The organism is Paenibacillus sp. BIHB 4019 (assembly GCF_002741035.1).
In the GTDB taxonomy this organism is placed as follows: domain Bacteria; phylum Bacillota; class Bacilli; order Paenibacillales; family Paenibacillaceae; genus Pristimantibacillus.
The window spans coordinates 6,733,430-6,750,339 of record NZ_CP016808.1; the positions used below are offsets into that span (position 1 = coordinate 6,733,430).

Genomic DNA, 16,910 nt, shown 5'->3' on the forward strand with positions numbered 1-16,910 from the left:
GTGGTCTTACAATGACAATCCTTTCCTGGTTAGCAGGACCTAATGGTCAACTGCTCGCATCTTCATGCGTTATTCTCATCCTTATTCTTATGTTATTCATGTCTGTGCGCCTTAGCGCCAGCTACAAGAACAATCGAACGTATGGGCTGCTCAATGCAACGCTGCCCTTCTTCATGATTCAACAGGCGCTGCTGGCCATGCTTGCTTATGCAGGCACCGCTATTCCGCCATGGATTCATCTGCTGGCTACAACACTGCAAATCATTTCTTTTATCATTATAAACCTTGTTTTCATGAAATTATATACTCATCGGGGAACCCGCCTGAAAGTGACGCCTTTTGTCGTCATGCTCGTTCTTACTTTTGTGATTGCTGGGCTGCACATTACGTATATGTCCTTTGCTGGAGCAGAGGCTGCCTCAGGCAGAGCAGGCAACTTTATCGGCCTTGATTTTTATGCCTTGATCGTTACGTTTCTGGTTTTGCTCGATACGAAGGGTATCGATATGAATACGAAATATTTCGCCAGCCTCGTCACCTATTTCATCTACGAGCTCGCTCATCTTGCTGATGCTTACGCTTTTCACGGCACGATGCCCGGGATGCAAATTTTCGCCTATTTGCTGTCGGTCGTCTATTTTGTCCAGCTGTTTCTGCTGTTGTTTGATTGGGTTATTGAGCGGCTTATTGCAACCTATCAATCGTCGATTACCGATGGTTTGACGGGGCTGTATAATCGCCGTACCTTCAATATGAAGGCGGGCCAGCTGATGAAGCGCGGCAAAGGCGTGGCCGTTATTTTCTGCGACATTGACAACTTCAAGCAGCTTAATGATACGCAAGGCCATCACAAGGCGGATATTGTGCTAAAGCAGGTGTCGGAAATTTTGAAAGAGGAATCGGCGGGAATTGGAACGGCCGGAAGATATGGCGGCGAGGAGCTGCTCACCTGCATTACCCTCGACAAGGTGAAGCCGGAGCGGGTAGCTGAATCGATCCGCAAGCGCGTAGAGCTGGAGACGATCGTGACGATCAGCGTCGGCGTATGCATCGCGAAGAAAAACGCAGACATTCAGGAGCTGGTGAAAGCCGCTGATGAAGCGATGTATACATCCAAAAAAAGCGGTAAAAACCGCGTCACCGTAGCTCCCGCCTCTGCGGCTATGAAGCAGTCGCTTTAGCTTTAGCAGCCATCCCCTTTGGAGCATAAAGGGAATTAATAAAGACGCATTAGCGGAAGGTTCATCTTATCGCTAATGCGTCTTTTTGTGTGCAGCTGTACAATCCATAAAAAATCATTACAATTGAACCTATGTGATGCAAATACGAAATAAGCGAAGAAAAGAGTGTGCCTTGATGACAGAACGTGCGATGAATGCTAAGGTGGATGCATTTTTGAGCAAAGCTAAAAAGTGGAAGGAAGAATATGAGAAGCTCAGAACGATCGTTCTTGACTGTGAGCTGACCGAAGATTTTAAGTGGATGCATCCTTGTTACACGCTTGATAATAAAAACATCGTTTTAATACATGGCTTTAAAGAATATTGTGCGCTGCTGTTTCATAAAGGCGCCTTGCTGCAGGATACCGATGGCCTTCTCATTCAACAAACGGAAAATGTACAGGCTGCGCGCCAAATTCGGTTTACCAATGTTCAACAAATCGTTGAAATGGAAACGATTTTGAAAGCCTATATTTATGAAGCTATTGAAGTTGAAAAGGCTGGTCTGGAAGTGGCATTTAAAAAGACTACAGAATACGCCATGCCTGAAGAGCTTCAAAATAAACTCGATGAAATTCCTGCCTTGAAGACGGCTTTTGAAGCATTGACGCCCGGACGGCAAAGAGCGTACATTTTTTATTTTTCTGAACCCAAGCAATCTAAAACGCGGCAATCACGGGTTGAAAAATATATGCAGCAAATTTTGAATGGTCAAGGATTAAAGGATTAATAGATTAAATAGAAGGAACCTCTAAGTAGCAGAAGCTCCTTCTCTCTTAACATGCAGTATAATCTTGGAGTAAAGCCTAATCTAAAGAAAAAGGATAATGGCTATGCTTCAAAAGGAACCTCTCCGCCGGGATACAGCGTCGAGCTGTACAGCCGCTTAGGCTGTGCAAGCGCTCCGCCCTGCCCCGCCGTCCGCTCAAGCTCCTTCGGCTTGCTCGCATAGATCGTCGCCAGCTCATCATTATAAATAACTACCTGCTCCGTCCCGCTTCCTAGCAAATCCGCATGTACCGCGTAGCCTTCCATAGGAAACTCTGCAACGACTTCTCCATAACCGTCATACAGGGCAGGAAATACGCCGCCCCCACGGCGGTAGCCAAGAATATAGTCAGGCGCCTGCTCGCGCCAGCCGCTCACCGTCTCAATGATCGTCAGCCAGCCAGCCGTACTGCGTTCCTCCTTCCACAGCTCTTGTCCTGTGGCATCAAGCAAGAACAGCGCGTCTTTCCCTTTCAGGCCTTTGCCATCATCCTCGCGAACGAGCCGGTCGAGCCCGGCCACTTGCAGACCAGGCGAGTCGCTGCGAAAACGTCCTAGTGCGATGTGCTGCGATTCAATGGAGCCTTCATAACGCCATAACTCCTCGCCGCTGCGGCTGTACATGACCGTAACGCTGCCGCCAATGACGAGCTCCGGCTCTCCGTCGCCATTCACATCGCCGACCCATATACAGTCGGCATGGTCATCCAGATCCGCGCAGCTCCAGCGGAGCTTGCCCGCCGCATCCAGCAAATCATAGCCCGCCATTACTTCATCCTTGCCGTCGCCATCCAAATCGTACACCCATGGATAATGCCCCGGATTGCCTTCATGCGTCCACAACAGCTCGAAATGCCGATTAAGCGCCCACAGCTTATGGTAGCGGTCTTTCAAAATAATGTCGGAGGCGTGCTCGCCGCCTGATAAGTTCGCAATAATGATGCAGTCATGGGCATGCGGATCCGGCAGGTCATAGCTTTCCTTAACCGTCCCGGTCGCGCCATCGAGCAGCAAAAAACGGTCCTCCATAATGCATAGCACCTCCAGCCTGCCATCCCCATCCAAATCATAAATTTGCACGGGATAATCCGAGCCTTGTTTGCCTGCGTCTGGATCTGGCCTGCCATGCTGCCACAGCAGCTTGCCCTGCAAATCATAGGCGGTCAGGCACTGTACCTGATGGGGAATATAGCGAACATCCTGCCGATTGTCCGGCTGTACGAGCAGCAGCTCCATGCGGCCATCACCATCCAAATCGCCGATCAGCATTTTGCAGCGCGGCCCTGCCTCCCTAATATCGATGCTTCCGAGCGTATATACCGATTCCGTTCCTGACATAATCGTTATTCCTCCTTGCTTCCTATAAGGGATACGCGGCTGCCGCCTGCAACTTCGAGCTTTACGCCATCTACGCTAAGCCAAATGCTTTGCGCATTCGGATTTTCCACAAACGTTAAAGCAGCTGAAAATTGCAGCCGCTCATACGCTTTTATATAATCGACAATCTCCTTATTCGTTGCGTACCAAATATCATCCCGGCCCCCGATGAACTCGCAAAACTGCTCCATCAGCTCCCAATTGCCTTGGTCATCAAACTCGTAGCTGTGCCCCCATACGTACATGAGATACAAATATTGCGTTTTGTGCAGTCCCGCAAACGTCTCCGCATGCTCCATCAGACGATCATTATGGTGGCAGGTTGCCTTCCATTCATGCCAATCGTCTGGCAGGCCAAAGCCTCCTGTCGTCTGTACAACCCGCGCATATTCAATGCCTAGCGAGGGCAGCATCGTCTTAATCGCTGGACTGAACGAACCATTCGGATAAGACATCCCTCTAACGGCATACCCGAACAATTGCTCCAGCCGTTTGCGGTCCTCCATCACCTCATGCACAATCTGCTCAGCCGGGCACCGGGCAATCGTCGGATGGGTCAGCGTATGAGCGGAAACCTCGTGCCCGTCGTAAAGCTTCACCGCCTCCTGCTCCGTCAGCCTGCGCCCCGTGCCGAACAGCCCGCCATTGATATGAAACGTGCCTTTAATGCCATGCTGGTTAAAAATATTGACGAGGCGCTTATCCGCGCTCACGCCATCGTCATAGCTCATTGTCAATGCTTTATGCTTGCCCTGTGGAAAACAAAGCAGTATAGACGGCATCGTCATTCCTCCCCATATACTTTCAAATTGGTATATTCCGCAACGAGCGGCGCCATTTGCCGAAATCCGATTTTGCCAGCTCCGAGCAGCGGGCCATAAGCTACGCCGTCATCCTTCCATTCCAGAATAGGCAGCTCATTCATGGAAAAATAAATGCTCCCGCCCCGCTTCACAAGCAGCATGCGATAGCTTTCTGCGCAGTCTGCCGTCCCCGGCAGCGGATCAGCGCCTTGCGCCACGAGATGAAAGCCGTAGCTTTTGCGCAAATTGCAAGTATGGAACTGCCGTTCCTCCGGCCAGCGTCTGCGAAAATAAGCCAAATGCAGCGCATTTATATCGCCGTGATGATATTGCTCATAGGGGCCGTTTCGCGCGGCAAGCGCACAATCGAACAAATCCTCCCCGCTGCGCCCCTCCGCTGCAAAAAACAATATCGCCAGCCCCGGCTCCGCAATCGGGCGAAAATCCCAAGCAATCGCCACATCCGCCGGGAAATTATGCGGGCACCACAACACAAAGTTCGCCTGCTGGCCTTCTGCTGCATCCCGGGCGCTGGCTAGACGCAGCCGCTGCTGCGGAAAGGAGAGGACAGCATCCCCCTCCGCTCGGAAACCATTCATATCCTCCGCGCAGCTCAGCGGATTGTCATAGAGCAGCTTCCAGTGCGCTGGAATCATCGCCCGCTCAGCTCCTTCTGCTCTTGCGCCTGCGCTTCTGCCGCTGCATCAACCTGCTGCTTTTGCTCCTGCTGTCCTTGCTTGGCCGCTGCGCCGATCTGATCGGCCTGGCCATCGCCGCCTGTTCCTGGAGGAGCCGACTCCATAGCAGGCAGCGCCTCCGGGATCAGCTCCAGGCTAATGATCGTATTCAGCGACCACTGCGACGCCTCATTCGTATTAATCCAATCGATTTCCTTCATGCTGCGGATGTTTTGGACAAGGGCAGCCTCGCCCAGCAAGTCCGTGCGGGCAAAAGCATTGCCCAGCAGCGTCTTCCAGGCAAAGGCTGCTGTTGCCGCATCTTGGCGGCGGAAAGCGCCGTAAGCGGTAATTGCAATGCTGAGGACCGGATGCTCAAAATGGCTGTCGCTGATTTCCCCGCCCGTCAGCTCATCCTTTTGCTCCTGCGTCCAGTTGTAATAAACGCCTAATTCACCCATCATATCTTCCCATTCCGGGTCCTTCAGCATCATCGCCAGCTCAAACCATACCTGCGGCGCACCCATGCATATGGCCAAATGGCGGCCATAATTGTCCTCGCCAAACGGCGTAAGCACATTGGTCGCCGGGTCATAGCCATATGTCGGCCCTGAGATGAGCCGGTATTTCGCCTGCTTGACGCTGTTAATGCCGGTGACTATTTTATCCCGGTACACCGTATCCTCGAAGCGCTCCCAGCGCGTCATCCAGTTTGAGCTGAACGCGGCCCAATCCGGCCCGACACGAATATGGGCCGGATGCTCGTCTTTCGGAAAATAAGCGCGCATCGGGTCCAGCACCACCGTGCTGAAATCGGCGTCCTTCACCTCATCAAGCATATCGCCAATGCGCTCATCGGCGGTCAAATAATAGTAATAGCGGTGCAGCCCCGCCATCGCAATGCGCGCCTCCTTGCAGCCGCAGCCCCAATGGACCACGTTATGCCGCGAGCCAAGCCCGGCATACTCTCCAAAATGATACACATCCACCTCGCTCGTATGCCGCGTCATCGCCTCAGCCAAACGGAAAATATCCTCGCGCCCGCTGCGCATGAACATAAGCCACAGCCACATATTCGGCACCAGCTCTGAATTTTGCCATGCACAGCCGCCAAGATCATAGTTCCACACATGACGGACCGGGTCATAGCTGTGCATGAAATCGCCAAAATCCCAAAAACCGTACCAACGGCGCTGCTCCACCTCAGCCTGGTAAAAGGAGACAATGCCGTCCAGCCGCTCCTCTAGCTGCGCCTTTGCAGCGGTGCTGCGATCCGGCAAGCTCCAAATGCCGAAGGCGCGTGCCTCATGCAAATGCTCCGGCTCGCATACAAGCTGGGAAGGCGACTGAATTTCCGCCAGCATATGCGCCAGCTCCTCTTCATTTGGCGTTGCCGCCGTGCACCAAAGCGTCAGCTCGCTCGTATTGGCAATGCCGTACGGCGTTGCCCGCAGCTCCTCCGAGCCCTCATAAGCCGATTCCACATACGTTTGGGTATCGTAATGCCGCAAATCCATCGCCGGCGCATCCGGCGACCAGAACCACACCTTCAGCTCGGCCGAAGACGAAGCTGTATGGCGAAGCTCCAGCGAGGCCGGATGCTTTTTCCAAAAATTCCGCATACCTGCAGCCAGGCCGCCGCCCTCGCTTCCGATATAGGCAAGCCCCTCCGCACGGCTTCCCTCACCCGCCTTCAGCCAGCTGCACTCCGCCTTCGTCCGTTTCGTCGCCACATAGTGATCCGCTGAATGCTGCACCAGCTTGAAATCATCCCAGACCGCCGAATTTTCCAGCAGCCCGAGAAAATAAGCATCCTCGTTCGCATCAAAAGCAACAGCTTCCCCCGCTGCTTGCCGTTCAAACAGCTCGCGGTATTTGCCTTTCGTCCGCCGCGTATGCAGCGATTTCGGCGATTCCCGCAAAAAACCGCCGTCATTGCCCGCCAACCGGACATGCCGATTGTAAAGCGGCCCCCGCATCGGTACAGCGAGCGACAGCCCGAGCCCTTTTATGTAATCTGCATGCGGATTGCCGTCATAGAAAAACGTATGGACGAGGCGAACGGCATCCAGCCCCGCATACAAATAAAAGCGCAGCGTAAACGGTATCCATTCTCTGCTTGGACTGACTCTGACTACATTTTGCTGATCGGGCTTGTTCGGGTCAGCCGTTTGGCTTAAATTGTAGCTCGCGCGATGCTTGCCCGTCAGCTTAATGACCGCCCTGACCGGGCCCTCCTGCTCGACAGCCGCCGTATGAACAAAGCCTAGAAACGGCTCCTCGCGCAGCGTTAAAGCGCCGTGCAGCTGGTTGCGGCTTTCCTTCAAGCACACCAGATCTCCGCCGCTGCACAGCTCCTGCTCCCCGCGCTTAATGCTGCGGACGACTCCCCTGCCGCTTCGCGCGAACGTACAAACGATAACACCTGTATCTACGATGATCGACTCATCGGTTGTCACGATTTTAAGGACGGGCTGCTTGCCTTCCGCAGCCGCATCAGCAGTCCTATCAAGCTCCTGCCTCGCTGGCGCTGCCAGCTTAGCCAGCTGAAAGCTGTCCGCGGCGCCTGAGCTGACCGCCGCATGGGCGGACCATTTGATGCTGCCATCCGGCCAAAAGGCGGTAGGCCAGCTTTGCATCGGCAGCGCTGAAGCGCTTGCCACCTTTTCCATGCCTGCTGCCTCGCTATGCAGAACAAGCGAATCGCCGCGCAGCAATTCGCCTTCCTTCCAAGGAACACCCCATGTTAAACCGACAGGCGCAGCCGCCTGTTTACCTAGCCATTTAAGCTTGACACTCATTGCCAGCACCTCTTTCTTCTAAGCTGCTTTCTATACTAGAAGGATGATCGTTTGCGGGCAATGGCACTTTTTTGCTCCGAGATTATTTTGCAGTAAACAACACTTAGCACCCCAGATCGGGCATCCAAAGCAGCCCTTTCAAGGCTTGCACTTTCTTGCAAAGGCTTGAACTTTATTGCTGCAGCTATAGGCAGCAGCTGATGCCCGTTCCAGCATTGCGGCCGCCACCTAACTAAATCTCTAGCTACGACTCTAGCTACGACTCTTGCTACTTCTCTTGCTGCTTTTTTACTGCTCCTACCAGGCTACTCCGCCTGGCTCAGCTCGCGATAGCGGCTTGGCGTCATGCCCTCCAGCTTTTTGAAGATGCGATTGAAATAGCTGTGCTGATAGCCGACGCGCTCAGCGACGTCATTAATTTTCAGCACGGACTCGCGCAGCAGCTCCTTCGCTTTGTCCATGCGCAGCCCAGTCAAATAGTCGATGAAATTTTTTCCCGTCACCTGTTTAAACGACTTGCTCAGGAAAAAAGGATTCATGCCGATATGCTCCGCGCAGCTGTCGAGCGATATATCGCTCATATAATGCTGCTGCAAATACAGCATTGCATGCTCGATCTGCCGCTTCACTTGGGCATTTGTCCGCTCGCCCAGCTCCCTGAGAAACGGAGCGGCAATCATGCCGCGGAACCAGTCCAGCAGCAGCTCCGGCTCGCGAATTTGCGACAGCTGCTCGTAGCGGTTCGCACCCTTGAACAAGCGGTTCGGGGCGATGCCCGACACCATAATCGCATGCTGGACGGCGCCCAGCAAATGCAGCATGCCCTGCTGCACATCCATTTCCTTGGCCTCGGCGCTGGACAACGCTTGCAGAAACTGCTCCAGCAGCTCGTAAGCCTCCGCTTCACGCCCCGTCCGGAGCGCCTGTATAAACTCCCGCTCCAGCGTAAACGGATAGGCAGGCTCCGCTGCTGCGCTGCCCTGCTCCTCCAGCTGCTCCATATCAATGATTTGATTTTCCTGATCGTAGCGGCGGAAGCTGACCGCATGCTTCGTTTCTTCAAACAAATGCGGAATCTCTGTAATGCTCGCCGTATCCGGGCTGATCGCAATCGTCGCCCTCATATTAAGAATTTGGTTGAACGCCTGCATCGCCGCTTCGCTGAATGCATGCAGCTCCTCGCGATACGAGCGCCCTTCCGGCACAATGATGAGCAAGCCCGCTGCTAAATTATGAAAGTTAATCGTATTGCTCTGCTCAAAATAGGTGGCCGCAAGCTCCTCCATCATATTGACCGCCGCAAACGTCGCCAGCCCCTCATCGCCGTATTTGAATTTGCCCTCCAAATTAGCGATGCCGGTCAGCTTCATATATAGCACCATATAATGTGTGCCCGGCTCTATCTGCCATTTGTAACGCTCCATTCGGCGAAGCAGCTCCCCTTCGGAGTAATCCGCCAAATAGCCTTGCAGCAGCTGATGCAGAAAGCTTTCCTTTACATGAGGCAGCTGCTCCGAAAGCTTCGCATGCAGCTCCTCGCTTTCCCGGTGCAAATGCTGCCACTCCCGCTCGATCCACGTAAACTCGCAATCCGGCTTGCCTGCTGGCGCGCTTCGCTCCCGCAGCACCGTCATCAGGCGATTGACCGGGGAATATATGCTGCGCGAGGCAAGCCACGCTAGAATGGCCGCAAGCAGCAGCGCGCCAAGGCTGGCCGCAACAATGCTTTTCGAGACGACCATAACCGGCTCTGTAATGCCTGTAATCGGCGAAGCAGAGACATAAGTCCAATTGTCTGAAATTCGTGACAGCTTGCCGTAGGAAACTGCATACGTCATGCCGCTCTCGCTGAACCGAAACAAAAACGAACCTTTATTCGAGCTCTCAGCAGCAACCGCTTCATTTAAAGCGCTTACAAATTCAGAATTCCTGTCATTCCCGCTTGTGGATGCGTACAGCTCTCCATTATCCTGCATTAAATACGTTTCTCCGCCTTCACCGGGCGTCATCGTCCGCAGCATATCGCTAACCTTGTCGTTATCAAGCCTAATAAGCAGCGCTCCGAACGGATGCAAGCTGCCTCCAGGAACGTAATGCACAAGGGTCAGCTCTTTCTGGGACGGACGAGCCGTATCAAAGGCCACCTGTGTCCAATAAGCTACTTTATCCGATTGGAGCAGCCCTTCATAGGCTTCTGCCTGTCCATCCCCTTGCAGCACGCCATATTCCGGCCCGAACAGCACATGCTGATCCCCGCCAAGATACAGCCCGACCTGCTTGTTCATCGTATTGGAGCCCTGCATGACCAGCAGCGTCTTCGTAATGTCACGCGCCTTCTCGAACTGCTGCACATAGTCCCGATTGCCGAGCGTATAATCAAATTTGGAATCGAATGCCCAGTGCGACAGCATCAGCTCCAAATTCGTCAGCTGCTCGTCAATGCTTTGCGCCCGCTGCTTAATTTGCTCATTATGCTGCTCCAGCAAGCGGTCCTCCAGTATGCCCCCAGCCAAAAAATAAACGAGCGCCCCGGTAATCAGTCCCGGAATGCTGCAAACGACGAGCAGCAAAATAAGATTTTTGCGATAAAATCTTCCTTTCGGACCCGCTGCTTTCCCCGTCCCCGGCATAAGCCTGGCTTTCATTCTTTTGATCATGAGCTCACCCACTAGCTGAAAATTTGGCGATTGCAACGAATCCCCTTTGTAAACGCATTCGCTAGGCAGGCTGAATTTCCTGCCAATCACGCTTCAATTTATTTATTTGTTACATATAATGGAATCGCATGGAACAGGAATAGACAGAAGACCGCTGTTATATGCGGTTCCTCTGCCTATTGCCCTGCCCGATCAGGCTATCAGCCTTGTTGCGCGGCAAGCGTAAACGGCTGTCGCCGTCCTCTGGCGGCAAAGCTAGCGTTTCGCGCTGAAATATAAGCCCGTTATAAGGGTGTAACTTATAAATGCTTATATTTCATAAAGCTCTTATTTACTTGCTGCATACAGCTCGTTCATTTCCTTGCTCAGATCATCGCCGCCACTCGTTTTCCACAGCTTGATCGCGTCTTTAAAACCAGCCTCGTCGATTTGACCGACGATAAATTTAATCCGGGCATCATTCATAATATTGTCCAGCTGTGCGCCTTTTTGCGTATAAACGTCCGAGATGAAAGGCTCTGCCGGATTCGTCACGATAAGCTGTTCATTTTCCTTCTGCACCTCAGTCTGCTTAATGCGCAGCGGCGTCTGCTTCACTTTCGTCGACTTGTCCTCTGGAATAAAGCTGAGCATCTGATTGAGCCCCTCGACCTCGGATTCCAGCAGCGCTGCATCCTTGCTCGGCTCAAGCGCGCCATCCACGATCGTATGATGCTTGTTTTCAATGCCATACCCTAGCAGCGTCTGCATTTCCGGTTCGCTCAGTTGATCCATAAACGTGAGGATTTGCTTCAGCTCCTCCTCGGTTTTAACGGACGATTTAGGGAAGGCCAGCAAGCCGGCAAAGCCGGACGTTGGCAGCGTATGAACCTGTCCATCCGTTCCTTTCACCCCGCCAAATACATCCATATAATGCACATCCGGCTGGTCCTTGCCCGCTGCCGCAAGCGCAGCATGAATTTTATCATCGGCCCGCGCCGCGCCGTCTACGACGTCCACAATGACGCCTGCCTGATTATTAACAAGCGGATCATTCCATTTCGCCGAATCCATAATGGCAAAATCCTGATTAATCAGCTTTTCATCGTACAGCTTTTTCATGAATTTAAGCGCTTCCAAATACTCGGGCGTTTCATAATCGACAACGAGCTTGCCGTCCCGCTCGCCCCATTTGTTCGGTGACCCAAACCAAAGCTTGATCGTATCGAAGCCGCTTGCCCACTGCCCGGTCCACTTGACCATGACCATGCCGTACGTATCGTCCTTGCCATTTTTGTCCGGGTCCTTCTCCTTGAACGCCTTCAGCATATTGTAGAAATCATCAATCGTTTGCGGTGTTTGAAGGCCGACGGCATCGAGCCAGTCCTTGCGGTAAAATACGCCATTGCGACCAAGGGCGCGTCCGCGGTACAGACCGTAATTTTTGCCATCAACCGAGGAGTTGTTTAAAATGACCGGGTTCGCCTGGCTCAAATTTTTGTAATCCTTCAAATAAGGCCCGATTTCCCAAAACGCGCCGGACTTCGCAGCATTAACGAAGCTCGGTGACTTCACATCCGGCACATACATAATATCCGGCAGCTTGCCCGAGGCGAGCGTAATATTAAATTTATCCGTATAAGAGGCGTTCGGCACCCACTCAAAATGAATGTCGGTATTTGTCCGTTTCTCGATTTCCGCTGCTACCGGACTGTCATCCTTCGGGAAATTCGTTTTAAAAATCGGCAGCATAATATTGAGCTGCAGCGCCTTCTCGGCTGCCGGGCTCTCACCTGCTGCAGTCGGTGCGGCAGACGAACCTCCCGTACTGCCTTCCGTGTTGCCTCCCTGCTGCGAGCAGCCTGCCATTACGGCTCCCGCCATTGAACCAACGAGCAGCATAGGCAGCAAACGCTTTCTCTTTCCTTCTTTCTTTCTCATCGCTGACGCCTCCCTTAATCATTTATCATATATGGTAAAATACCAAACCGCCAGCTGCTTGCGCGCTAAATCGGCTTGTTTGTGTTGCCTCACGGAAACAGCTCTCAGATGCCTTCTCCATTAGCCCTTGATGGAGCCAATCAGCACGCCTTTGGCAAAATGCTTTTGCAAAAACGGATACACGAGCAAAATCGGTACGGTGCCGACGACGATAACTGCCATCTTGATCGATTGGTCGGGCGGCTTGACGAAGGACGGGTCCATCGCATTAATATCGCCTGCCGCTGCCTGAGACAGCAGTACAATTTGGCGGAGCAGCACTTGAAGCGGCCATTTTTGCGGGTCATTAATATACAGCAGCGCCGCGAAAAAATCATTCCAATGCCCCACCGCATAAAACAGCGTGAAGGTCGCTAGCACCGGCTTTGACAGCGGCAAAACGATGCGCCACAGCAGCCCCAGCTCCGTACAGCCGTCTATGCGGGCCGCTTCCTCCAGCCCCGGCGGCAGCTCTTGGAAAAAGTTTTTAATAATGATCAGGTTGAAGGCGCTAATCGCCCCCGGTATAATGAGTGCCCAATAGGAATCGAGCATCCCCAGCTCGCGAATGACCAAATAGGTTGGGATCATGCCCCCGCTGAACAGCATCGAGAAAATAACGAGATTCAGCACGGCATTGCGGCCCATCAAATTGCGGCGTGCCAGCGGATAAGCCATCGTGACCGTAAAGAACAGGTTCACCAGCGTCCCGAATGATGCGATAAACAAGGAAACGCCAATGCTTTTCATAATCGTATTCGTGGAAAAAATAAATTCATACGCCGCCAGCGAAAATGTCCTCGGGATAAGAAACACCGTACGCTGGGTCAGCTCCGCATCGGTGGCAAATGAGCCCGATATGACGAAAATAAACGGCAGCACCGCCGCCAGCGCACAGACGCTGAGCACGATATAGTTCGCAGTATCAAACACTCTGCTGGATACGGTATTGTAATGCTTAGCCATTTTTTCAAGGCCCCCTTCTTCCATACTGTTGAATTTTCCGCTACTCCTTTTTCACCATGCTTTTAGCTAGTACAGCCCCGACTGACCAAAGCGCTTCGCCAAATAGTTCGCTCCGACGACAAGCACGACGCCGATAAGCGATTTGAACAGCCCAACTGCGGTACTGTAGCTGAATGCGCCTTGGGTAATTCCCATCATGTACACATACGTATCGAATACTTCTGCCGCCTGCCGGTTGAGCGGGTTCAGCATGAGATAAATTTGTTCAAAGCCATTTTCGAGAATGTTGCCCATGCGTAAAATAAGCAAAATCACAATCGTGCTGCGCACTGCCGGCAGCGTAATATGCCAAATTTGACGCCAGCGATTCGCGCCATCCATCGTGGCGGCCTCGTATTGCTCCATATCTACACCTGCAAGCGCAGCGAGAAAAATAATCGTCCCCCAGCCGCATTCCTTCCAAATGGTTTGCATAATGATCAGCGGCTTGAACCATTCGGGTGTGGCGAGAAATTCGATTTTGTGCCCGGTATACTGCTCCAGCACTTCGTTGACAGGCCCTCCGGCCGTCGTCAAAAATACATACGTCATACTCGCCACAATAACCATGGAGATGAAATGCGGTACATAAATCATCGTCTGCACCGTGCGTTTGAAGAGCGCGAAGCGTATTTCATTCATCAATATCGCCAGCACGATCGGTGCCGGGAAGAAAAATACTAAATTGTATAAGGAAAGCAGCAGCGTATTGCGCAGCAGCATAAAAAACTCGGGATTGGCAAAAAACAGCTTAAAATGCTCCACTCCCACCCACTCGCTTTTCAAAAATCCGGTAAACGGCTGGAAATTTTTGAATGCCAGCAGTACGCCCCACATGGGCACATATTTAAATACGATAAAATAAAGCAAGCCTGGCAGCAGCAATATGTACAGCCATTTGTCTTTCTTAAGCCGCCCCAGCACGCTTGGACGATAGTCCCGGGACGGCTGCTTGCCAGCTTCCGGCATAACCGCTATTTGTTTCATCCTCGCTCACCTCCAGCTTTCATTCGTTTACTTTTGTCCTGCCGCGTCGTTAGCCTCACTAATCACACTAGTCACGATCGGCCTCACTCACTTGCGGTGTAGCCTTAGTATGGGGGCAGCTCGCATTTTCCCGCAATTAGACATTCTTGAACCGCGCTGCTGCGGGGTTTATGGGCGTTTCGCCAAGAAAGTGCAAACCTGTGCAAAAGGTATTAAACCCGAATATTAGCCCTGTTAAAAAGTCCGATTGCCAGTCGGCAATCGCGCCTATTAAAGTACAAAGTAAGATTAACGGAAAGGCGTGAGTTTAAATGAAAGGACCGCTGGAAGGAAAGCTGTATCATGGGGCGGCACTGTATCCTGAGCTTTGGAATGCCGATGTGCTTGCGGAGGATATGGCTTTAATGAAGCAGGCTGGCATTAATGTTGTGCGAATGGGCGAATTTATTTGGTCCAAGCTGGAGCCAGAGGAAAATCGGATTGACATTCGGTTTTTGGCTGAAATTATCCAGACGCTGCATGAAAATGAAATCGATACGATCATGTGCACACCGACAGCGACTCCACCGATTTGGCTATCGCATGGCCATCCGGAGCGGCTGTTCGTCAATGAGAAAGGCGAGGCGCTGGGACATGGGTCGCGGCAGCATGCGTGCACGAACAACGCCTACTTTCGCGGGCGCTCGGCAATCATTATTGAGCGGCTCGCTCAAGAGCTGGGCGGGCTGCCGGGCTTGATCGGCTGGCAGCTCGACAATGAGTTCAAGGCGCATGTAGCCGAATGCATGTGCGCAGCATGCTTGCAGCTGTGGCATAGCTGGCTGGAGCAGCGGTATGGAACGATTGAGCAGCTGAATGAAGCGTGGGGCACCCATATTTGGAGCGAATATTATAATCGCTTTGATCAAATTCCACAGCCGGGCGCAACGCCATTTCTGCATCATGCGTCGCTGCAAACGATGTATCGGCTGTTCTCGATGGAGAAGCTTGCGGAATTCGCCGAGGAGCAGATCGCTGTCATCCGGCGACACTCCGCGCTGCCGATTACTCACAACAGCAGCATCGCCTTCCATGTGGATATTGAACGGCTGTTCCAGCGGCTGGATTTCGGCGCCTATGATACGTATGCGTCCAGCATCAATTGGCCTGCCTACTTGATCAACTGCGACCTATGGCGCAACGTCAAGCGCGGCAAGCCGTTCTGGGTTATGGAGACGAGCGCCAGCTACAGCGGCTCGCTTGAGAGCTATGCGACACCTCACCCGGATGGTTATGTGAAGGTGGAAGCAGTCGCCGCTTATGCACTGGGCGGGGGAGGCTTCTGTTATTGGCCTTGGCGGCAGCAGCGTGCAGGCAGCGAGCAGCCGCATGGCTCAGTCGTAAGCGCTTGGGGCAAAAAGACGATTGGCTACGCCAATGTCGTGCAGGTTGAGCAGGCGCGGCGCGAGCTGGAGGACATTTTGCTTGCAACCTCGCCTATGCAGGCTGAGCTTGCGATGACGTATTCGGACCGCGCCAAAGCCTACTTGCGTACCGAGCCGCTGCGCAAGCTGAACCATCGCGGGCTCGTCACCGATTTTTATGCCCGGCTGGTCGCGCTCGGCATTCATCGCGACTTAATTATGGAGGGCAGCGAGCTCGGCGGCTACAAGCTACTGCTTACGCCATTCGTGCCCTACTTGCCGCCGGACTACATCGACCGGGCCCTCGCCTTCGTTCGGGAAGGCGGCATTTGGCTCGTGGGCCCGCTTACGGGCGGCCGGACGGAGCATCATACTTGGCATACCGATGCCGCTTTAGGGAAGCTGGAGGAGCTGGCTGGCGTGGAGGCTGCGTTCGTTTATCCGATGGACGGGACAGATGCCTACGGACAAGCATTCGGCCTCCGGGCCCCGCTTGGCATGTGGAGCTCGGTGTTTGAGCCACGGGGAGGCAGTGACCTCTCTGGCGCATCTGCATCTGACAACGATGGCCGGGCAACCGCAATCGGCTGCGTCCAGAGCGGACTAACACCCGGTGCCGCTTTTATTACCGAGCGCCGCATCGGTCAAGGCAAGCTTGTCATGCTCGGCTCCATGCCGCAGGGCGATGAAGGGGATGCCCTGCTGCGGCGCATGCTGCTGCATTACGCCGATGAAGCGGGTGTCACGCTTCGGTTTGAAGCAACCGAAGGCACCATTGTCGCCCCTAGGCAGGGAGATGGTTATGTCATCTGGGTCATTATTAATATGGACGGTGCTGGCGGTACGGTTACACTGCCGCGTGCAGGCGTAGATGCCTTGACTGAGGCTGCCATTGCCGCTGGTCGGCTTACGGTAGGACGATATGAATATAGGGCCGTTCGTTTTTAATAAAATCAAGCTATCTCTAATAAATCTTCACAAAATAATTGATATAAATGCACAAAAAACAGCAGCGGAGTAAGGCAGAAACTTGTGTCCTACTCTGCTGCTGCAATTAAATAGGAGCCTCTACCGAAAGACAGCTTCTTGCATAGTCTTGGCGGACACAGCAGCCGCTATTTCAACCGAATTAAGGGTTATGGCAGGGGCTGCGGACTCAGGAGACGCTAATGCGCTGTAAATGATCATTTTGACGGGATAATGAGGGCTATAACGGCTTTGCTGTCCGCTTAAAGCCTCAAATCATCTCAAAA

General features: G+C 52.9%; 11 protein-coding genes. 3 read left to right on the top strand and 8 right to left on the bottom strand.

The window, feature by feature from the left end:
* Window positions 1–11: 11 nt before the first annotated feature.
* Together BBD42_RS29265 and BBD42_RS29270 are read left to right on the top strand one after the other, a co-directional pair.
* Window positions 12–1,181 (top strand): GGDEF domain-containing protein, encoded by a 1,170-nt coding sequence (locus BBD42_RS29265; RefSeq protein WP_099521016.1) that lies wholly within the window; start codon window positions 12–14, stop codon window positions 1,179–1,181.
* A 175-nt stretch (window positions 1,182–1,356) separates the two neighbouring features.
* Entirely contained in the window at window positions 1,357–1,950 is a 594-nt protein-coding gene (locus BBD42_RS29270) for a YdeI/OmpD-associated family protein (protein WP_099521017.1), read from the top strand.
* 101 nt (window positions 1,951–2,051) lie between these two features.
* On the opposite strand, the gene BBD42_RS29275 is transcribed toward BBD42_RS29270, so the two are convergent.
* The 8 genes from BBD42_RS29275 to BBD42_RS29310 all read right to left on the bottom strand — a co-directional run bounded on the left by BBD42_RS29275 (window position 2,052) and on the right by BBD42_RS29310 (window position 14,254).
* Complete coding sequence (locus tag BBD42_RS29275) at window positions 2,052–3,326, bottom strand: rhamnogalacturonan lyase family protein (RefSeq protein WP_099521018.1); 1,275 nt, start codon at window positions 3,324–3,326, stop codon at window positions 2,052–2,054.
* A 5-nt stretch (window positions 3,327–3,331) separates the two neighbouring features.
* Window positions 3,332–4,147, bottom strand: a complete 816-nt coding sequence (locus BBD42_RS29280) for a polysaccharide deacetylase family protein (protein WP_099521019.1) — start codon at window positions 4,145–4,147, stop codon at window positions 3,332–3,334.
* Window positions 4,148–4,149: 2 nt separating this feature from the next.
* Window positions 4,150–4,824: a DUF1961 family protein gene (locus BBD42_RS29285; RefSeq protein ID WP_099521020.1), complete on the bottom strand. Its 675-nt coding sequence runs from the start codon at window positions 4,822–4,824 to the stop codon at window positions 4,150–4,152.
* On the bottom strand, window positions 4,821–7,646 hold the full coding sequence (locus tag BBD42_RS29290; protein ID WP_237163273.1) for an exo-rhamnogalacturonan lyase family protein: 2,826 nt from the start codon (window positions 7,644–7,646) through the stop codon (window positions 4,821–4,823). The genes BBD42_RS29285 and BBD42_RS29290 overlap by 4 nt, the downstream gene beginning before the upstream one ends.
* 305 nt (window positions 7,647–7,951) lie before the next feature.
* Entirely contained in the window at window positions 7,952–10,303 is a 2,352-nt protein-coding gene (locus tag BBD42_RS29295) for a helix-turn-helix domain-containing protein (RefSeq protein WP_237163274.1), read from the bottom strand.
* 327 nt (window positions 10,304–10,630) lie between these two features.
* Entirely contained in the window at window positions 10,631–12,223 is a 1,593-nt protein-coding gene (locus BBD42_RS29300; RefSeq protein WP_099521021.1) for an extracellular solute-binding protein, read from the bottom strand.
* Between the two features lie 120 nt (window positions 12,224–12,343).
* Complete coding sequence (locus BBD42_RS29305) at window positions 12,344–13,228, bottom strand: carbohydrate ABC transporter permease (protein WP_099521022.1); 885 nt, start codon at window positions 13,226–13,228, stop codon at window positions 12,344–12,346.
* Between the two features lie 66 nt (window positions 13,229–13,294).
* Entirely contained in the window at window positions 13,295–14,254 is a 960-nt protein-coding gene (locus tag BBD42_RS29310) for an ABC transporter permease (protein WP_099521023.1), read from the bottom strand.
* 311 nt (window positions 14,255–14,565) lie between these two features.
* Between BBD42_RS29310 and BBD42_RS29315 the strand changes: the two genes are divergently transcribed.
* A complete protein-coding gene (locus tag BBD42_RS29315) occupies window positions 14,566–16,605 on the top strand; it encodes a beta-galactosidase (protein WP_099521024.1) in 2,040 nt (679 codons plus the stop codon).
* The last annotated feature ends 305 nt before the right edge of the window (window positions 16,606–16,910 follow it).